Source organism: Clostridium sp. CM037 (assembly GCF_055081095.1).
The window spans coordinates 3,867,771-3,887,581 of the sequence record NZ_CM143650.1; the positions used below are offsets into that span (position 1 = coordinate 3,867,771).

Sequence of the window (19,811 nt, forward strand, 5' to 3'; positions counted from 1 at the left end):
ATGGTTTTTTTTACTATTAAGTATTAAAGTAATCCTTTAATTTCCTTGGTCCTGCAAGTACTACCTTGTCTACGAACAAAGTTCCATCCTCCTTTGTGTTAACATACCATTTTACAAGTTTGATATTGCCAAAGTCAATTTCCATTGCTGTTATGCATCGAGGATGAACACAGCTTCCATCATTGAAGTATGGAGGCTCACCTACGTCAGGAAACATAGGCCTATGTGTGTGTCCTGCGACCATCATCTGTTTTTCTTTTATTACCCATTCAATAAGCTTTTTTTCTACTGCTTGTTTTTTATGATAATTCTGTGCTGTTCTAGTTGGATCATTTACTCCAAAGAAGTTAAAAGGTCTCCATAAATACCTAACTAAAAATCTGGTTAATCTCCATATTTTATCATTTAGACAATCCACTTGATGTCCATGTATTAGAAAGATTTTGTCATTAGTAACTTTATGCCTCAAGACTATCCCCTCATGGAGCCTAATATTATCGAATAAAGGAATATACCTTTTCTTGAGCTCATCAAAATATTTGTATAAATTATTTTTTACAAATTTATTATTTCTTTTTACTATATCGTGGTTTCCAAAAATAAAATTGAGCCTATGTTCATTATAAAATTTAGATAGCAACCAGAAAACATCGCTATGTACCCTCTTAATGTCAGAAAGTCTTTTGTTCTCCCAAAGTTCATCTCCATCACCAATCTCTATATAAGTATAATGCTCGTCATAGTAATGAGTTAAGGCCGCAAAATAGATATTTTGATTCTTTGAAAAATCATCTGACCAGTTCCCATCTCCTCTATGGCAATCACTCATTAAAACAATCTTGGAGGAATCGTCAAAAATAATTTCCTCCGCTGACTCAAAAACTTTAGATAAATGTTTTAATGTATTCATTTTTCCCCCTCTAAACCACCAGATTCTCTTTATATTTAAATATATTACAATGTTTACTCATAAAGAACACTTAGAGGCTCGTACAAAAGACAGGGATTTAGCTCTTATCAAGATACACTTAATTAAAATAGCTTTTAATCTTATCATGATAGGATCAATATAGATATCAATTAAATCATCTCCTGCGGAGCTAAAATGTTGTTGAAAATTTCTGATAAAAAGGCTCTAGATTATCTTTTATGCTATCATCATTCAAATTCAATTAACTTAAAACATAATAAAATCCACAACTAATTAATTAGTTGTGGATTTTACTGGTGGAGGCGAAGCATAGTGAGCGAAATCCACTATTATTTACATAATAGCAATTATTAGAGCAAGTAAAGTTAGATTTAGCTCCTCCAATTTAATGTATCCCATTTACTATCTAATTTTCTTGCTGAACAATTTTATAATAAGTCTTTGCTGTAAGTCCATAAACTACAGTGTATAACACTGCAAAGATTACAACTGTGCCAGCTATTGCAAGTATTAATGTACTGGTACTAAATAGACCAAACAAAGATAATAGTTTAGATACAACGTTGAAAGCAACGACAATGTGCATTACTGCTACTGCTAGTGGAAGGAAAAACACCATAAGTATTTGCTTGTTTATAGTGTTTTTAACCTCTTTCTTGCTCATACCTACCTTTTGCATGATTTTAAATCTTTCTCTATCATCATACCCTTCAGACATTTGCTTATAGTAAATTATTAAAACTGTTCCCATTGTAAATAATAGTCCTAAAAAACATCCAATAAATATGAATCCACCATTAAGTATATAAAAATCTTCTCTAGTTGTATAAATGCTTTTAAAATCACTGTCTTTCATGGCATTTATATGGCTTTTTAATGAATCACAGAATTTTATAGTATCCTCTTTATTACCATCAATATCAAATGCAATACGATGAGTAGCATTTACAAATTCATTGGCATTTTCTTCTTCAGAGGTATCCTTTAATGTATTCATATCCTTAACTATAATTCTATATTCATCTATCATGTTATTTTTATTTTTATTCGCTATCTTTATTTTATTAAGATGGTCTTTCACTTTAAACTTTTTACCACTTATAACAATAGAATCATAACTAAATTCCTTCCCAACTGAAAAGATGAGTACTTCATTATCTTTTAAAGCTACAGCTTTACCTTCCATTTTGTTATAATCTTCTAAGGTACAAAGATGTATACTTTTTACATCACTCATAGCCGATACATCTGATTTAGCAATTTTGAATGAATTTTTATCTTGTAATGTTATTAATTCTTTATCGTCAAATTCTACTTGGTTTTTTAGTGTTACATGACTCTTAGCAGCTTCTTCTTTTATCATATTTGCTACTTTGTCATTTTCTTTTGCTGCTCTATTTCCTATAGATATTGATACATCTAATGGATAAGCAATTTTTAAGCTGCTTTCTTGTCCAGCATATAAAGCAACAGTTGTTGATATTGTTAGTAATACCGCTGTACTTAAAATGCAAATATTAGCCAGACCTACAGCATTTTGCTTCATACGATAAATCATTCCAGATACTGAAACAAAATTCTTTGTTTTGTAGAAAAACTTCTTATTTTTCTTTAATATCTTCAAAAACGCTATACTTCCAGCTATAAAAGTACTATAGGTTCCAGCAATAACTAAAATTACTGCTATAAAAAATGTAGTAAATGCTTTTAATGGTGATTCTATATACATAGCAAGGCCATACCCAACAGCTAATTCAATAACACCAGAAATAGCTAATATCCAAGATGTCTTTGGCTCTTTTTCCCCCTTTTGCCCACCTTTTAGTAATTCAATCGGATTGGTAATCTTAACTTGTAGAAGATTTCCTATTAAAATAACTGCAAAAATCATACTAAATAATTCTATGGTTTGTATTATTGCTGGCACTGATATTGAAAATGAAGATGAAATAGTAATATCCAGTTTCATTAAATTTATTAATATTAAAAATATTAATTTTCCAACTACAATTCCACCCAAAACACCTAAAACTAAGCTAATAGCAGCTACTATTAAGGTTTCAATAGAAAGAACCTTGGCAATATGCTTTTTTTCCATTCCAAGCACATTATAAAGCCCTATTTCCTTTTTTCTTCTCTTTATTAAGAAACTATTAGTATAAAATAGAAATACTATAGAAAATAGGCCAATGACTTTAACTGCAAATTTCAGAATCATTTTTAATGCATCTGCACCTTTAATCTTATCTAATCCTTCATTTAATACTATACAATCCATGGTGTAAAACATGATAATTGCACTTATACAAGCTAATATATAGGGCAAATAAGTTTTGCTATTTTTCTTTAAATTAGTCTTAGCAAATTTGAAATAAAAGGAACTATTCATTTTCACTACCTCCTGTAGTTAACAGGGTTAGTGTATTTGAAATCTTTTGATACATTTCATCATTACTCATAGCTCCACGATAAATTTGATTAAAGAGCTTTCCGTCCTTTATAAAAAGCACACGACTAGCATGGCTTGCAGCTATTGTACTATGTGTAACCATAACAATAGTTTGACCAGATTTATTTATATTTGAGAATAATTTCAGAATCTCACCTGCGGACTTTGAATCTAATGAACCCGTTGGCTCATCTGCAAGAACTAACTTTGGATTTGTAATAATAGCTCTGGTTATTGCTGCCCTTTGCTTTTGTCCTCCTGATACTTCATAAGGATATTTTTCTAATATATCTTTGATTCCTAGCTTATTTACAATTGGTTGTAGTCTGCTATCCATTTCTTTATAGTCTTTTCCTGATAACACAAGTGGCAGGAATATATTATCCTTTATAGAGAAGGTATCAAGTAAATTAAAATCTTGAAACACATAACCTAAATGATTTCTACGGAAGGCAGATATTTCACTTTCCTTTATGTTAACAATATTTTTCCCTTCTAATAAAACTTCTCCACTTGTAGGTTTATCAAGTGATGCCAATATATTAAGCAATGTAGTTTTACCTGATCCTGATTCCCCCATAATAGCTATATATTCACCAGCTTCTACTGAAAATGAAACATCATCTAAGGCTTGAACCTTATTACCCCCAAATCTTGTTGAATATATTTTCTTTAAATTTTTAACTTCTACTAATACCATGTTGACCCCTCCAATTTTTACTTTCGGAAATTGATTTATGTTATTTCCTAACTTACAAATTAATTATACAAAAAAAAGGAATGTTTTGCCTTAACTTAAGCTTACACTTCCTTCTTTAACCTTACATCTCTGTAAGGTTAGTCCTTACCTCTATGTAAGGCTAGTCTATATTTATTTTATCTGTATAAAAATCAATAGCTACCTTTGTTCCTTTTCCTACTTCTGAGGTCATAGATATTTTATGGGACAGTCTCGTAATAATTTCCTTACATAAATATAATCCTATTCCTGTTGATTTCTTGTCCATTCTGCCATTATATCCTGTAAACCCTCTTTCAAAAACTCTTGGAATATCTTCAGAGGCTATTCCTATGCCAGTATCCTCAATTATTAAGGTTTTCTCTAAATCCCCCTCTATATAAATCGAAATGCTGCCACTTTTTGTATACTTTAACGCATTAGATAAAATTTGTTCTAGCACAAAGGTAATCCATTTTTCATCAGTTATTACCTTGCAATCAAACTCCTTCAAATTTAGTGAAATCTTCTTATATATGAAAGTAGCCGCATATTTCTTCACGGTTTGACGAATAATGTTATGTAGTGAATATAGCTCTAATTTTAAGTCAGAGGACAAATTCTCTAGCCTTATATAATGCAACACCATCTCTACATATTGTTCAATTTTAAATAGCTCCTGCTCCATAAGTTTTTTTTCTGTACCTGTCTGCATAGACTGAATAATCATAGAAAAAGCAGCAATAGGGGTCTTTATTTGATGTGCCCACATTGTATAATAATCAACCATCTCACTTAATTTATTGTCAGTGTTATATAATACTTCTGATTTTTCCTTATATATAGTTGTAATAATATTCTGGTAATCTTCTTCTATTAATGTCTTAGCCTTTGGTAGCTTATCCAGTTCAAATTGTATCCCACTGTGAATATCTTGAAGAATAATATGCTTATCATAATACACTCTAAAATCACGAAGACTAAATAAAAAAGCTAATGTAGCTGATAGTAAGGTTGCATATAAAATAGGCTCTAAGGTCAGATGATATAAAAAATATACACTGAAAAATATCATTATAAAAATTAAAAATTTAATAACTGTTTTTATTTTATCCTTGCAATAGGAAATTGCGATAGTCCAAAAATAATTTTTTTTCATCTTAATCACCCACTATATATCCTATGCCTTTTTTTGTCCTAATAAAATCCTTAAGCCCTATATCCTCTAGCCTTTTTCGAAACCTGGTAACATTAACCGTTAAAGTATTATCATCAATAAAACTATCACTTTCCCACAGCTTCCTCATAATATCATCACGGGAAACGACATTGTTTTTGTTTTCTAAAAGAATCTGTAATATCTTGAACTCATTTTTACTTAAATCCAGCTTATGATTCTTATAGGTAAGAGTCAGCTCTCCTAAATTAAGAACAGCTCCATCACTTTCTAAAATGCTTACTTGTCCTTGAAAAGAATATGTCCTCCTGAGTAAGGCCTGTATCTTTGCAACTATTACATTTAGATCAAACGGCTTAGCAATAAAATCATCAGCTCCCATATTAATAGCCATGATCAAATTCATATTATCACTGGCAGAAGACGCAAAAATTATTGGAATCCTTGATATTTTCCTAATTTCCACGCACCAGTGAAAGCCATTATAAAAAGGCAAGGTAATATCCAAAATCACCAACTGCGGATCATATTTTATAAATTCATCTATAACATTATTAAAATCAGAAATAACTCCTGCCTCATAACCCCATTTGCACAATTGATTCTTTAATATACTTGATATAGTTGGGTCATCTTCTACAATTAATATTTTATACATATTCATCACCCCTTGCCATTATTTATCCATGTATTTACTATACTAAATGTCATATGTATTTCAGTCAAGTTTTTCCAAATTATCAGATGTAATTTTTCACAAATATATAATTGGCTTATTCGGGTTTAAATCTAAACTACTGGGTATCTATATTTCATACAATTCAATAGAAGAAAAATTCATTTAGCAAATTAGCATAATTTACGTTATAATATATCTAAGTCATAACAGTAAAATAATGTGGAATATGGATGTCTTGTTAACTGAATAAGAAATTAGTCTTTGGTTTAATGTTAACAGCAAGTTTGTTTGTAACACCCATAAACAACGTATATGCTGATTCATATAAGAGTGCTACTATAGGGTACGATTTAACGAATCAACAGAAAGAAGACATGCTAAATGGATTCGAAAATAGTAAAGACGATAACAAATAATTACAATTACAACTTGTCTAAAGATGATGTTAGTGGTATTGTTGGATTAATGACAAATGTAAATAAATTAAACTTGGATTATAGCAAAGTAAAAGGACGGCTTGAGGGTGTAGCTAGTACAATGAAAAATGCATTAGCTAGTGATAAGACTAAAAGTTGGTTCTCAAGTGTGTGTACTTCCATTGTAGATTTCTTCAAAGGAGTAGCAGATGGTTTAAAATCATAAATGAGATGAGCATGGTTGGTATAAATAAAAAATATACCCTTTTCAATATAATTCTTTACAATATTATAATATAATAAAAAATATTATTAATATTTATAGCCATTTTAAGGAGGTTCATGAATGAAAAAAATAATAATATCTGTTGTTATGATGCTAACAATAACTATCAATGTCAATACTTTTGCTGCGCCAAATACTAATGAAACATCTGAATTAGAACAAGTTCAAAGCAGCAAAAAAGCTTTACAGATAAAAGCAAATAATTTCGACATTGAAATTGATAAAGTATTAAATAAAATTGACGTTAACAAAGCTAAAATGAATGACATCGCTCAAGATATAAGAAAAACACAAACTAAATTAGAAATTGTAGAAAAAAACGCTATCGATCAAGAAGACTTGTTTGAAAAAAGAGCAAGAGCTATCTATATAAATGGTGCAGATAGTTATCTTAAGGTAATTCTAGATTCAACTAGTTTTAGTGATGTTATATCAAGAGTAGATACACTTGAAAGGATAATAGAGCATGATAAAAATCTCATTGCTAAAATAGAAAAACAAAGAAATTCTATAATAAAACATAAAGACACTTTAAATAATGAAAATGATAAATTATCAGCGCTAAAAGCAAATAATGAAATTATTCTAACAAAATTAAGTAAAGACATAAAAGAACACAAGGTGCTTATTAGCAACGCAACTAAAAAAGAAACTAAATTAATTGCTGACAAAAATGCAAAAGAATTAGCTGATGCAAGAATAAAAGAATTAGCAGCAGCAAAACAGATAAAAGAATTAGAAGCTGAAAAAAGAATAAAAAAAGCAGCAGCAATCAATTCCATTACTGTATCTAGACACTTAGATTCTAGTAAAAGTTCAACGCCTAAAGCTGCTGATATCCCTAGTGATGTATCAAAATCAACTAACTACTTCACTGTAGAATCGACCGCATATTCAACGGATGGTTTTACAGCATCAGGTTCTAGAACAAACAGAGATCCAAATGGATACAGCACTATAGCTGTGGACCCTACGGTTATACCAATGGGCTCTAAAGTTTATATAGAAGGCTACGGATATGCTATTGCATCAGATACCGGTTCCGCTATTAAAGGTAATATCATCGATGTGTTTTTAAATACAGAAGCTGAAGCACTTAATTGGGGCCGAAGAAATGTAAACATACGTATAATAAATGACTAATAAAGAGAGTGTAAATTGTTTGAACTGAGTCCACTTAATTGGACATTACGAGGGTGTAAATTATTTTGTGTATTCTCTTTCTTTAAGCAAAATAATTGAATTATTTAATTATGAAAAAATGTTAATATAGTTGATAAATGTTGTTACTTTGTAATTACTTTTCAGTATATCATTTCCATTTTTAGTTATTAATATACCCTCTAAATATTAGGTTAGGGCAGTATTGAAAAGTGATTTGAGTCGTTATTGGTGAATCATACATGAACGGACTGCCTCTGGGTGGTTCGTTTTGCTTGCTTAACGGGAAAATTCAAGCTATAACTCTTAGGGGTTTGGGGGACGGAGTCCCAAAGCTACGCTCCTTCATTTAAGACCTCACTAAATAGTATATTGAGCTGGCTAATAACAAGGTCCCAATTTGCATATACTCTAGTCCATTTCTTACTTACCTTTTCAGTTGCCAAATATAGCATCTTCATAAGACTATCATCGTTCGGGAATATAATCTTTGTCTTCGTAACTTTTCTAAATTGACTGTTAAGACTCTCTATAGCATTTGTGGTATATATAATTCTACGAATATAATCTGGAAATACAAAGAAAGTTATGAGATTATCCCAATTATCTTCCCAACTTTTTATTGCATTTGGATATTTACTACCCCATTTTTCTTTAGCAAAATTTAAATTTTCTAGTGCAAGATCTTCATTTACTGATCCATAAACAGCTTTCAAATCTTTAGCAAATGCCTTCTTGTCTTTATGTGGTATATATTTCATACTTGCTCTTAATTGATGAATTATGCATCGTTGTATCTTTGCAAAAGGATATACCGCGCCTATTGCTTCCTTGAAGCCACTTAATCCATCGACACAGAACACCAAAACGTTCTTAAGGCCTCTGTTTCTAAGGTCATTAAGCACTGAAAGCCAGAACTTACTGCTTTCATTTGCTCCTATCCAAATACCAAGCACTTCTTTTTCGCCATCCATATTTACACCTAAAACAACGTAGGCTGCCTTGATTATGATATGCTTGTCGTCGCGTACTTTGTAGTGAATTGCATCCATAAAAATAAAAGAGTACGTTTTTTCAAGTGGTCTATTTTGCCACTCTGTAACTACAGGCATAATTCTGTTTGTTATGTTCGAAACCATTTCAGCAGATATCTCAACCTCATATAGATTTTTCACTTGCTCTGATATGTCTCTTGTAGTCATTCCAGCTGCATAGAGAGCCATTATTTTATCTTCGATACCAGTTATATTCCTTTGATACTTAGGTAATATTTTAGGCTCAAATTCACCATTTCTATCACGAGGTATATTAAGATCTACTGCTCCCAACTCAGATTTTACAGTTTTTTTAGAATAACCATTTCTACTGTTAGGAGTTCGTTTTTCGGATATATCATACTTATCATATCCAAGTTGCGAATCCATTTCTGCTTCTAATGTCTCCTGAAGAATGTCTCTAAACATACTTTTCATAGCAGTTAAAACCTCATTTGGACTTGTAAACTTTTGCTCGTTGATATAATCCCTTAAAATATCTTTCGAAATGTTTGACATAAAAATACTCCTCCTTGCAATCTTTGATAATTAGCTTATCTCAATTATTGCCAAGAAAGAGTACTTTTTATTCTGTTTACACAAAATTATTTACAGGCCCGACATTACTCTAAAAAACAAGTTATTTCTAATCCACATTCCTATATTCAATAGGGGTGTGCTTTTTTAATTTTAAGGTATGTTATTGAAGTCTCTCATTCTACCTTTACAATGCGTTAATGCATAAGAAAACCCTTGAGAAAATTATTCTGTTTTCTACGCATATGAACGACTAAATGTTGACTTTTTCGGCTCGCTTACGACAACAATCGCTTCAATCATATATCAGGAACTAAGGAAATTTTTTTTAATCTCTCACGCCCATATTAGCGACTTGAATCGAAACTTCCTGTATGACCTGCATTCCCGAACTTTTTTACCTATGAATTTAAATCCCTTTAATAATTAGGCTGTGTTAATGTTCAGTGTTGTTTTATTGTGCTTAATAATGCAAAGGAAAGTATTGCTCTTGCTATATCCAATTCGGGATATATATTGTAATCTATCAAAATATAAAATCGCATAGATTCGCAAGCTAACCCAGTTTTTTTTGTTATGCTCGGAAACTAAAAAAGCATCAAGATTTCTGCCATAATCGGCTAAAATCTCGATGCTTTTTCATCTGCGCTGTTAAAAAACAGAAGCTGTCTCAATTTTCATTTGAGACAGCTTCTTTTTATGATTAGGATATGCGATTTCGCATTCACCGTCGGCATTAACAAGTAACTTTGATAGTTCCTGTATTTACAAACAAATGCCTGTTATGCTTTTGGAGGTGTTCCTTCAGCGTTTGCTACAACTACATCGATTTGGACTAAAGCATCTTTAAGTAAAGCTGATACGCCAACTGTTCTTCGTGCAGGAACACCGCTTGGGAAGAATGTTGTGTAAACTTCGTCTACAGCATCAATATCTGCAATATTTTTAAGGAAGATATTTACTTTAACCACATCGTCCATAACGTGATCGACACTTTCTATAATTGCCTTGATATTTTTTAAGCACTGTCCAGCCTGCTCTTTTACACCACCAGCTACCATTTCACCAGTTTTTGGGTCTAAAGGTAATTGAGCTGAAATATGATTGTAATGAGAAAAAGCTACAGTTTGTGTATATAGAGAACTTTTTGGTGCATTTTCCGTATTGTTTGCTTCTATGATGAGTCCATGCCTGTCTTCAACAAGTTGTGGTGGTGTACCATCTCCGTGTGACACCACTGCTTCAATTTGTACCAAAGCATCCATAAGTAAAGCTGAAGCTGCAACTATTGTACGTGCAGGGACATAGGCTACAGCCCTTGCGATAGCCGAGTCTGGGAAAAATGTTGTATAAACTTCGTTTACGGCTTCAATATCCGAGAGGTTTTTAAGGAATATATTAATTTTAACAATATCGTCAAAAGGAACGTCGATACTTTCTAAAATTGCCTTGATATTCTTTAAGCACTGTCCAGCCTGCTCTTTTACACCACCAGCTACCACTCTACCAGATTTTGGATCGATAGGTAATTGAGCTGAAAGATTATTGTAATGAGAAAAAGCTACAGCTTGCGTAGATAGATGACTTGTTGGCGCATTTGCTGTGTTATTTGTAAGCTTTATGATGTCGCCTGCTTGTGGTGCGTTTGGAATTGTACCTTCACCGTTTGAAAGAAGTGCTTCAATTTGCACCAAAGCATCCATAGGCAAAGCTGCAACTGCGACTATCGTCCGTGTAGGAACATAGCTTGGGAAGAATGTTTTATAAACTTCGTCTACAGCGTCAATATCTTTGATATTCTTAACGAATACAGTGATTCTAACAACATCGCTCATAACATGGTCGATGCTGTCTACAATTGCCTTGATATTTTTAAAGCACTGCTCAGCCTGCTCTTTTACACCACCAGCTACCAATTTATCAGATTTTGGATCGATAGGTAATTGAGCTGAAAGATTATTGTAATGAGAGTAAGCTACAGTTTGTGAATATGGACCGATACCTTTTGGAGCATTTTCCGTATTTCTTGCTAATACTGTGTTATAGTCGATCATGATAGTATTCCCCTTTTAGATAAATTTATTAATAGATAGATATATTTATTAATAGGAGAATTGTAATCCACCCTGCAGGAATTGTCAATCGTTTTCATAGAAAAAAATCTCGTGTGTAGATTGCAATATTAATGTCCGTATACTCAGTAACTCTTATTGAAATTTTTTTCGATTATTTCTTTTATTTCAGCCAGTATACTACTTTTTTCATTTATCATATTTAACTACTCCGTGTAAATCTCTATTGTTCATAAGATTAAGGTTCTTTATAATACACATTATAACAAATTTTTCAAAATATCACATGTATTATTCATGCAGTCACTCTCTATTTTTCAAATCTTTTACTTTTAACTCACCCATCTTTGCTTTAAATTCATAATAGGCAAATCCTTAGACAATCGCATTTACTATATTATTAATCCGGTTATTAATGTCCTCAAGCTCTTTGACTATCACATAAAAGTCTCCGTTACTTATGGTACGGTTCTGCTCACATTACTCTAATCCAACTAATTAAATCATCTCCTGCGGAGCTGCAATATCAACGACTTCAGAAGGAGATTTATATTCCCACTGAAGTTTTTTATTTGTTAGGGCATGTAACTCCCACTTATAGAAGTGGGAGACTTTCCTTCTGAAATGTCATTAAAGCATAAGAAAACCCCCGACAATACATTTCTGTATCGTCGAGGGTTTCACTGGTGGAGGCGAAGCACGTTATCTCAAACCCACTAGTTTAATAAAGCCTCTACAAGCTCCCCCTGTAATATGTTACATTAATGTATATTTAATCTATAGTAAATATTAAACAATTTCTTTATCAACACGCTCTGACTGATGCCTCTTATTTATGCATGTTCATTGACTAGCTATTCTCAAACCATATACTGATATTAAAATCTCCTTCTACTTTTGCAGCATCAACGCTAATATATTAAATGTAGTTGAAATCTTTGGTACTCAACTCATCCTTTACAATATCCGGCATAATATATTCAAACACTTCTAAAAATTTATTATTATAAATTTCTATATCCATCTTTTCTTTTATTTTTTCTATATTATATATTAAGTAATAATCACCATCATACCGTTTATTAAATTGGTCCAATTCCCTTTTCCCCTTTTTATTTATCTTACCTTTTTTACTCTCACTAATTACTCTATTCTTTAATTCACCATAACAATTTACAGTATCTATGATAAAGGGATTAAAATAATAAGGTATGAACAATTCAAAATCTGGAGTTATTATAGCGTTCTCAATATTCCATGCCTGAGGGATATATCCAGTTACTAAAAACCAAGTTTCAGGAGATAGTTGAATATATTCACAATTGTTATTTATAATAGAGAGTATACATCCTTCTGATTTAAAAAGATCTATTTCCTCTCTAAATTTTTCTAGTATAAAATCACACTTCGATACATGTACCCATTCTCTACTATCCTTTTGTATTAATAAAAGTACTTTAAAAATTAGATTGGCCTTTAACCCCTTCTTTCTAAAATAGAACATGTAAAATTCATTTAAAATATCTTTTGTGCCAATTCTCCATAACTTTAAAACATATTTATTTAGGCTTATATAATTATTTAAACCTTTAGAAATTATATTAACACCTTCCAAATAGTCAACCAGAATACTCATAGTTTGCTTACCCGCAATATTACAATTCATTAAGTCCTCATAACATTTGACTTGTTCCTTCTCAACATACCCGATTAATAGTATTAATTTCATAAACATTGATGTTTTTATTTGGACTGAGTAACTATCAATATTACTAACTAAATCTGTTCTCCATCCCTCAATAAATTTGTCTTTCAAATCGTCAGGTAATACTTTTCCTTCATATACTATACCTAAATCCTTTAATATAAATAAACTACCTTCCCTAATTGTCATATCATCAAAACATAATTTTTTTAAATCAAATACAACCTTTTCATCTATATACAAATTAGAATTTTTATTTTCTATTACATCCCACAAATATCTGTCCAACTCAATTGTAATCCTTTTAATGTATTCTCTCTTACTTCCAAAGGAATCATTCGAGTCAACACAATGTAACTTTTTCGCTATATTATCAAGTTGATTAATACTTAATTGGTTTAAGTGCTCCCTAAGTTTCATCACTTATATCCCCTTATTATAACTTCTATAGTAAATGATTTTAAACTTATATCCGTGCTTCACCATATCCTGACTACGCTTTTTAAAAACTCTATCCTCACATGTATTTTCAGAAACTAGCGCATAATAATAAGCTACTTTATGTTTATTTAAATTACTGCTCTTTAGCTTTCCTATTCTTAAGTATTCTTCACGTTCTGATTTCCCAATATATGATAATGATATAAGAACATCAATATTATTTATCTGTAACTTCTCAAGCAATTCTGATGCAATAAGTTTACCAACATTCTTACTATTATATTCCTCAACTAATATTTGTCTATTATTTGGGTTTGTTTTGCCAACAATTAATGTTGAATCACAAATTATGTCATGAAACTTATAAGCTACCTCTTTATAAGTACTAACCAAAACAATTTTACTATTTTTATGTTTTCCCTCTAAAAGTTTATATATTTCAATCTTATTTTGATTTTTCGCCTCCCTTAGTAGCTCCTTCTCATTAACTCTCTGGTTAAAGTCCCAATAATTCTGTGGTATTTTAACTTCAGTACAAATAACTTCTATTTGTATTCCCCTTATTTCTAGTTCTCTAAGTGTTAAGTTATATATCTTGGGGCCTACGGCTTTGTATATAATATAGTGCCTATTGTCTTCTCGTTTTAGAATGGACCCAAGTGCTAATTTATACCTGGATGATATATAACCTAAAATCTTTGATTTAGGTCCAGGTAATTTATGAGCATCATCATAAATTATAAGTCCCCAACGTTCTGTCTTAATTCTGGTAAGTAATTCTTGTGCTTCTCTATATGTTATTATGGATATACTACTGTTTAATTCATTATATTTAATTAATGATTCAGAATTTGCACCCAAATTTGTTTTATCTTTTAACTCTTCCAACCAGCAATTAAAACTTTCCTTATTTTCTACTAATATTAAGGTTTTTACCTTCATATATTCAATAATTTTTAATCCAACCAATGTTTTTCCAGAACCTGGAGGCATCGAAATTACACCACGACCTTTGATGATTCCTCTATTTCCTGAAATAAAAGCATTTACTGCCTCCACTTGATAGTCATATAAGTCAGAAATTACTTTTACTTTAATGTCTTTTATATTACCTATTATCTCATCGATATAAATATTGTTGTTTATCAAAAATTCTTTAAGCGAATAGATATCTTTACATTCTAAAACAACAGTTAACTCATCAACACTAATAATACTTATCTGAGCTTTTGATAGCTCAACTGCTTTGTCAAATCTGATTTTTATTATTAACTCTTTTATTGTTCTATTGTCATTAGCCTCTAAAATAACTTTATTATCACTTACATACTCTAATTTAATGGTCCAAAATTCCTTGATTTTGTTTTTAATATATATTTTAATTTTATCTGAGACTATATTTTTACAGTTATCCTGTAAAAATAATATTATATGATCATATTTCATACCTAATGCTGCAGAAGACCATAAAGAGTATTCATCCAATTCATATGTATGAATACCTTCAGGAACTTTTATTAATGACGCGAATTTGTTTAACTCCCTTTCAATTTCATAATTATTATCTAAAGATTCTATTATATATATTCTACGGTCATTATGAACCACTAGTGATTTTTTTTCAACATTAACAACCTCTTTTAAAAGTACTTTCTCTTAAATATTTTATGAAAACATAATTTAATGTATACCGGCATTATAGATATAGTTCTATGATTATTTTTAATTTCAATACAAATTAAATCGCGTGATGCAATTTAATATTATTATTTAATACACCTTTGGTAACAATACATCCCTTATCAAATGTTATCATCAATAAGGGCTTATGATTATATGTGTTAAAAAGAGTAGTCTTCTTTATAGCTTCCCTAACTTTATAGGCTTCATAATTCTTTAAAATAGTAAAGACCACATTGAATGTTACTTCAACATGGTCTTTGTTTAAATCCTATTTATCCTATAAAACTCCCTTGAGCATATCTTCTATTTGCTTCTATAACTGAGTATAATTTAATACTCTCGATGAATCCTTCTAATTTTTGATCTATCGCTTCATTAAACCCTGAGTTTCTTAATATATTCCTAATAGTTCTTTCTTTTGTTTGTACATCTTTAGAAAATATATTATTAAATCTTTTTATTTTATCTTCTTTTATATAATAATATATTACCTTATCTGCATATTTCACTCCGTCTAATTTTTCCAATAAAATATCATCTAATATGCATATGTACGCTATACTAGCCCTAATCATTGAAGCTACCTCTTTAAAACTTGGTTCTTTAGAAGTATCAAATTTAAATAACATTAGTTCTGTATCCAATCCACTGTAATTTTTGTTTATATATTCCTTTTTTTCAATCAAAACTGTTCTTGATGCATCCATTATTTCATTTTCCGCTTTATAATGAACTAGTCTATTTCTCCAACATATAATTAAATCAACAAATGCCTTTTCAATTCCATCAATATTATAATATTCACAAATAGCTTTATACTTATTATATACACTTCTACCACACTTATCAAACTTTTGAATTAATAAATCATCTTGAATTAATTTCGGTTGTTCATTGCACTTTATAAGGTACATATCAATATTATCTACTATCCATGCTAACGTAGATTTTTTAGCAAAATTTCTACTTCTTTGAGCTGATACTTTTTTATCCTTAGGATTCCAAGAAGTTCTGAATTCAGTTTTTAATTCTACTTTACCATCTTTTATTCCATCTAAACCTACTAATAGTGTAATCAAGAAATGATTAGCTTGTCCTATTTCTTTTTTAAATATTTTCAAATTCGTACTTCTATTCAAGTTCATACATTACCCCATTGGTGCCTCCGATGCGAATCGAACGCATATCTTTCACTTTAAAGATACCTAATTAGCATTATAAAGGTGAACGAGATACCATTAGTCCACAGAGACAAATTTTCCCTTTCTAAGTATATACTATAAATCTTTCAATTTCAACTTTTACCATCAATTTTTTGTTGTAGAATTTGATCTTTTATATATTCTTTATTTGCTTGACTAATTTCAGCCAGCCAGTGCTCCTTGACCACTTTTAACTACTTTCTTGAACCATATACTAAATCCTCCTTATGATGTCACTTTCGCCTCTAAATAAATCAAGACATTTACCACACTGCCTTCCCATTCTTCAAATGCTTTCTTAGCATAAGTTCTATAGTGCTGTTTAACCACTAAGAACTATAAAGATTTTAATATACATTTATATTTTGTTAATGCTGGTCTTTAAATACAACTACCTTATCGACATAGTTTTGATAGTACAAATTCCTCAATGTAATCCTTACGTATTTCCTTGTTATCATAATCCTTTTTTTTGCAATCTACTGCCACATCTATAGGAAATATACACGGTTTATTTACAGGTTCTTCCTGTTGCCTTGCATTGCTGAACCACACTCCCCACAAAATATTAGACCTGACAACAAGTATATTTATTTTGCTTTATTAGCCCAAAGAGCTCTTTTTATTGCTACCATCATTTTCTTAGCCTTTTGAAATGTTTCTTTAAATATTATAGCAGGCATTCCACCGTCAACTCATTTTCTTCACTGGCACATTTAGATAAATGACTCAACATAATATACCTAATTATATCTTGTATAGTCCTTGTACATTCCATGGCATAATAACCCAATCTCCATTCTCATCATATGGTATTGATATTTTATTATCTCTTCCTTGATAAGCTAATCCAAACTCTAATTTCTCTAACATTAGTTTTTCATTACATTCCCACTGTACTTCAACTAATACTCTTCTCATTGAACATGCCCTTTCCTCAATTTCAAGTAATCTAAATTCAAGAAATGCTTTATCTTGAAAAAGTTCTCTACATAATTTAGGTACTAATTTATCTACTTTCTCATAGTTAAACATATTTTTAAGTGACTTAGAAAGTTCTCCATAATTCCGATTAGCCCAATACTCAAACATCCTTACAATTTTTTGAATATAATCATAATCACCATAATCATCAACATATCCATTTTCAGGGATATCTTTGCCTATAATGACCTTTCTTGAATGCCACTCATCAATTCTCTTCTTGTCATCACTGTTTTTTTGAATACCCGCGGCAATTTCCTTCCATGTTTTTGTTTGTTGTTCTTCTAAGAATTTTCGCTTTCTATTTTCCTCATTTTTCTTACTGATTATCCAATCATGAATTGCAAACAATAATACTAAACATTTACTAGAAACAAATATATTATCATAGTTTAAATCTCTCCCGTGTAATATTCCATTTCTATATGGAAGATCTATCATCTCTACATTGGTTTTCTTCCGACCTTTGCAATATATACCTTTTAACTTTTCTAAACCATCACTACATCCTACTAGACAATCCCAAACATTGAGATCGGTACCTTCTGCAAAAAATCCCTTCCTTTTGGTATAATCATTCACCGCTCCATCTATGATCATCAAAAATAAAGGAACGCTAGCATAATATCTACCAGCTTTATGATCATCAAATGCCTTTAAGATTAAGTTATAACGTAGCGATAATTCTTCAGAACCATTTTTCAACATGAATAAAGAATCTTCAACTTCTGTAGAATAATATGTAGTCAATGCCTTCTCACATTCATCCATTCCCTCTTCATCATAAATTCTATTAATTTCCGCAATTAACGTTGAACTCATTTTATCATAAGCTATCCATCCTTTATCTGAAAAACGTTTATTAAATAATTCAACTTGCAAGACTATATCATTAAATTGAGTTTCAATATCTTTGACTAGTTTTCTGGTCTTTTTACCTAGTAAAAACGATAAAATTTTAACCCCTTTTATTTCATTTTGTAATTTAATAATGCTAGGCATTTCATTCCCAATTTTTTTCAATACACTCACCACCTATTAATACTAACTATACTAGCTATACTTTCTACACTTTATATTGCTTTATTATACCATATTGTTACTGCCACATCTGGGCTTAACCCATCCATTTTAGACATTAACCCAGACAATCATTCATTTATACAGTTCACCTTTTACAAATCTAATTAAATTAAAAAGGACATAAGAAAACCCTCAACTAAAATTAATTAGTCGAGGGTTTCACTGGTGGAGGCGAGGGGTGTCGAACCCCTGTCCGAAAGCCATAACACCTAGGCATCTACGAGCGTAGTCAGTACTTTAAAATTCCCGTTTCCTAACCCCTACTGACGGGGTTTAGGTTTCGGTAGCTTCATATTTTCCGTTCCTGGGTCAAAGCTTTCCCAAGCTCGGTTCACCGCTGTCGGCGCCCTATCCTAAGTCGCGGTATTCAAAGGTAAGACGTAGCAGAACTAAGCTGCTAGTGCTAAATTATCGTTTGCGTTTAAATTGTTCCAATAGTTTTTTAACGCGGGTCCATAGGTTCCCTCGGCTCGCTTCCTCGATGCAACGTACCCCCGTCGAAACCAAGTACGCCCCCTAATATGTCAAAAGATTAAACTAAAATCTTTTGTACTACAATAATATATAACTATTATTGCATGTAATTACGCAAATTTAAATTATTAAATTTTTATGACCCATAAATCAATTAGATATCAACTGCTAATCTAATTTCTTGTTACTTACTATAAACCTAATGATACACTATATTATATCCTTTATCAAGTGCTAATATCATGGAATGTATGTGCATTATTGCTAGTTATCTCATTCTCTCTTTTATCTGCCTATCCATGTCTCTCTTAGCATCTTTTTCTAGCATTGCATCTCTCTTATCATAGTCTTTCTTACCGCGAACAATACCAAGATTAACTTTTACCTTAGTATCCTTAAGATATAGGGATAATGGAACTAGTGTAAAACCCTTTTGAGACGTAAATGATGCTAGTTTATTTATTTGCTCTTTATGAAGCAATAATTTTCTTACTCTTAAAGGATCTGTATTAAATTGATTCCCATTTTCGTAATGACTAACATGCATATTTTTTATAAATACTTCACCATTTATAACATCTGCATAAGCATCTTTTAAGTTCGCTTTTCCAGATCTAATAGACTTTACTTCTGTACCAACAAGCGCTATACCAGCTTCCATTGCTTCTTCTATAAAATAGTCATGTCTTGCTTTCCTGTTTTCTGCTAGTGTTTTGTTTTCCGATTTCTTTGCCACAATTTCACCTGCTTTATTCTTATTAATATATATAAGAACACAT

15 protein-coding genes, 1 tRNA gene and 1 other RNA gene are annotated in these 19,811 nt (G+C 30.9%); 2 read left to right on the forward strand and 15 right to left on the reverse strand.

Translation table 11 applies throughout. From position 1 onward, the window contains the following. Positions 1 to 16 precede the first annotated feature (16 nt). From ACWJKP_RS18570 to ACWJKP_RS18590, 5 genes are all read right to left on the reverse strand, one after another. Positions 17 to 910, reverse strand: a complete 894-nt coding sequence (locus ACWJKP_RS18570; protein ID WP_165413561.1) for a metallophosphoesterase — start codon at positions 908 to 910, stop codon at positions 17 to 19. A 427-nt stretch (positions 911 to 1,337) separates the two neighbouring features. Then, the gene (locus ACWJKP_RS18575) at positions 1,338 to 3,320 is read right to left on the reverse strand and encodes an FtsX-like permease family protein (RefSeq protein ID WP_165413560.1); all 1,983 of its coding nucleotides are present in this window, start codon (positions 3,318 to 3,320) and stop codon (positions 1,338 to 1,340) included. Next, complete coding sequence (locus ACWJKP_RS18580; RefSeq protein WP_165413559.1) at positions 3,313 to 4,080, reverse strand: ABC transporter ATP-binding protein; 768 nt, start codon at positions 4,078 to 4,080, stop codon at positions 3,313 to 3,315. Before ACWJKP_RS18580 ends, ACWJKP_RS18575 begins: the two co-directional genes overlap by 8 nt. A 160-nt stretch (positions 4,081 to 4,240) precedes the next feature. Further along, a complete protein-coding gene (locus ACWJKP_RS18585) occupies positions 4,241 to 5,257 on the reverse strand; it encodes a sensor histidine kinase (RefSeq protein WP_165413558.1) in 1,017 nt (338 codons plus the stop codon). Position 5,258: 1 nt separating this feature from the next. Next, positions 5,259 to 5,933, reverse strand: coding sequence for a response regulator transcription factor (locus ACWJKP_RS18590; RefSeq protein ID WP_165413557.1), 675 nt, complete (start codon positions 5,931 to 5,933; stop codon positions 5,259 to 5,261). Between the two features lie 402 nt (positions 5,934 to 6,335). On the opposite strand from ACWJKP_RS18590, the gene ACWJKP_RS18595 reads away from it, so the two are divergent. Both ACWJKP_RS18595 and ACWJKP_RS18600 read left to right on the forward strand, forming a co-directional pair. Continuing rightward, on the forward strand, positions 6,336 to 6,596 hold the full coding sequence (locus tag ACWJKP_RS18595; protein ID WP_165412544.1) for a DUF1002 domain-containing protein: 261 nt from the start codon (positions 6,336 to 6,338) through the stop codon (positions 6,594 to 6,596). Positions 6,597 to 6,716: 120 nt separating this feature from the next. Next, positions 6,717 to 7,799, forward strand: a complete 1,083-nt coding sequence (locus ACWJKP_RS18600) for a 3D domain-containing protein (RefSeq protein ID WP_165412545.1) — start codon at positions 6,717 to 6,719, stop codon at positions 7,797 to 7,799. Between the two features lie 353 nt (positions 7,800 to 8,152). Here ACWJKP_RS18600 and ACWJKP_RS18605 read toward each other — a convergent pair whose 3' ends face one another. The 10 genes from ACWJKP_RS18605 to smpB all read right to left on the reverse strand — a co-directional run bounded on the left by ACWJKP_RS18605 (position 8,153) and on the right by smpB (position 19,771). Then, positions 8,153 to 9,370: an IS256 family transposase gene (locus ACWJKP_RS18605; protein WP_165412546.1), complete on the reverse strand. Its 1,218-nt coding sequence runs from the start codon at positions 9,368 to 9,370 to the stop codon at positions 8,153 to 8,155. Between the two features lie 800 nt (positions 9,371 to 10,170). Further along, positions 10,171 to 11,442, reverse strand: coding sequence for a RidA family protein (locus ACWJKP_RS18610; protein ID WP_165412547.1), 1,272 nt, complete (start codon positions 11,440 to 11,442; stop codon positions 10,171 to 10,173). Positions 11,443 to 12,379: 937 nt separating this feature from the next. Further along, on the reverse strand, positions 12,380 to 13,585 hold the full coding sequence (locus tag ACWJKP_RS18615) for a hypothetical protein (RefSeq protein ID WP_165412548.1): 1,206 nt from the start codon (positions 13,583 to 13,585) through the stop codon (positions 12,380 to 12,382). Between the two features lie 3 nt (positions 13,586 to 13,588). Continuing rightward, complete coding sequence (locus tag ACWJKP_RS18620; RefSeq protein ID WP_165412549.1) at positions 13,589 to 15,214, reverse strand: DEAD/DEAH box helicase family protein; 1,626 nt, start codon at positions 15,212 to 15,214, stop codon at positions 13,589 to 13,591. Positions 15,215 to 15,561: 347 nt separating this feature from the next. Next, the gene (locus tag ACWJKP_RS18625; RefSeq protein ID WP_165412550.1) at positions 15,562 to 16,434 is read right to left on the reverse strand and encodes a hypothetical protein; all 873 of its coding nucleotides are present in this window, start codon (positions 16,432 to 16,434) and stop codon (positions 15,562 to 15,564) included. A 12-nt stretch (positions 16,435 to 16,446) separates the two neighbouring features. Continuing rightward, a tRNA-OTHER gene (locus ACWJKP_RS18630) sits at positions 16,447 to 16,542 on the reverse strand. A gap of 464 nt (positions 16,543 to 17,006) precedes the next feature. Next, the gene (locus tag ACWJKP_RS18635; RefSeq protein ID WP_462961690.1) at positions 17,007 to 17,075 is read right to left on the reverse strand and encodes a recombinase zinc ribbon domain-containing protein; all 69 of its coding nucleotides are present in this window, start codon (positions 17,073 to 17,075) and stop codon (positions 17,007 to 17,009) included. Positions 17,076 to 17,238: 163 nt separating this feature from the next. Continuing rightward, positions 17,239 to 18,498: a hypothetical protein gene (locus tag ACWJKP_RS18640; RefSeq protein ID WP_165412551.1), complete on the reverse strand. Its 1,260-nt coding sequence runs from the start codon at positions 18,496 to 18,498 to the stop codon at positions 17,239 to 17,241. A 223-nt stretch (positions 18,499 to 18,721) separates the two neighbouring features. Further along, positions 18,722 to 19,075: a transfer-messenger RNA gene (ssrA, locus tag ACWJKP_RS18645) on the reverse strand. A 225-nt stretch (positions 19,076 to 19,300) separates the two neighbouring features. Next, positions 19,301 to 19,771, reverse strand: coding sequence for an SsrA-binding protein SmpB (gene smpB, locus ACWJKP_RS18650; protein WP_411955889.1), 471 nt, complete (start codon positions 19,769 to 19,771; stop codon positions 19,301 to 19,303). Between the last annotated feature and the right edge of the window lie 40 nt (positions 19,772 to 19,811).

Excerpts from the sequence above, each read along its gene's own strand:
- ACWJKP_RS18570 (WP_165413561.1), bottom strand. The coding sequence starts at position 910 with ATGAATACATTAAAACATTTATCTAAAGTTTTTGAGTCAGCGGAGGAA.
- ACWJKP_RS18575 (WP_165413560.1), bottom strand. The coding sequence starts at position 3,320 with ATGAATAGTTCCTTTTATTTCAAATTTGCTAAGACTAATTTAAAGAAA.
- ACWJKP_RS18580 (WP_165413559.1), bottom strand. The coding sequence starts at position 4,080 with ATGGTATTAGTAGAAGTTAAAAATTTAAAGAAAATATATTCAACAAGA.
- ACWJKP_RS18585 (WP_165413558.1), bottom strand. The coding sequence starts at position 5,257 with ATGAAAAAAAATTATTTTTGGACTATCGCAATTTCCTATTGCAAGGAT.
- ACWJKP_RS18590 (WP_165413557.1), bottom strand. The coding sequence starts at position 5,933 with ATGTATAAAATATTAATTGTAGAAGATGACCCAACTATATCAAGTATA.
- ACWJKP_RS18595 (WP_165412544.1), top strand. The coding sequence starts at position 6,336 with ATGGATTCGAAAATAGTAAAGACGATAACAAATAATTACAATTACAAC.
- ACWJKP_RS18600 (WP_165412545.1), top strand. The coding sequence starts at position 6,717 with ATGAAAAAAATAATAATATCTGTTGTTATGATGCTAACAATAACTATC.
- ACWJKP_RS18605 (WP_165412546.1), bottom strand. The coding sequence starts at position 9,370 with ATGTCAAACATTTCGAAAGATATTTTAAGGGATTATATCAACGAGCAA.
- ACWJKP_RS18610 (WP_165412547.1), bottom strand. The coding sequence starts at position 11,442 with ATGATCGACTATAACACAGTATTAGCAAGAAATACGGAAAATGCTCCA.
- ACWJKP_RS18615 (WP_165412548.1), bottom strand. The coding sequence starts at position 13,585 with ATGAAACTTAGGGAGCACTTAAACCAATTAAGTATTAATCAACTTGAT.
- ACWJKP_RS18625 (WP_165412550.1), bottom strand. The coding sequence starts at position 16,434 with ATGAACTTGAATAGAAGTACGAATTTGAAAATATTTAAAAAAGAAATA.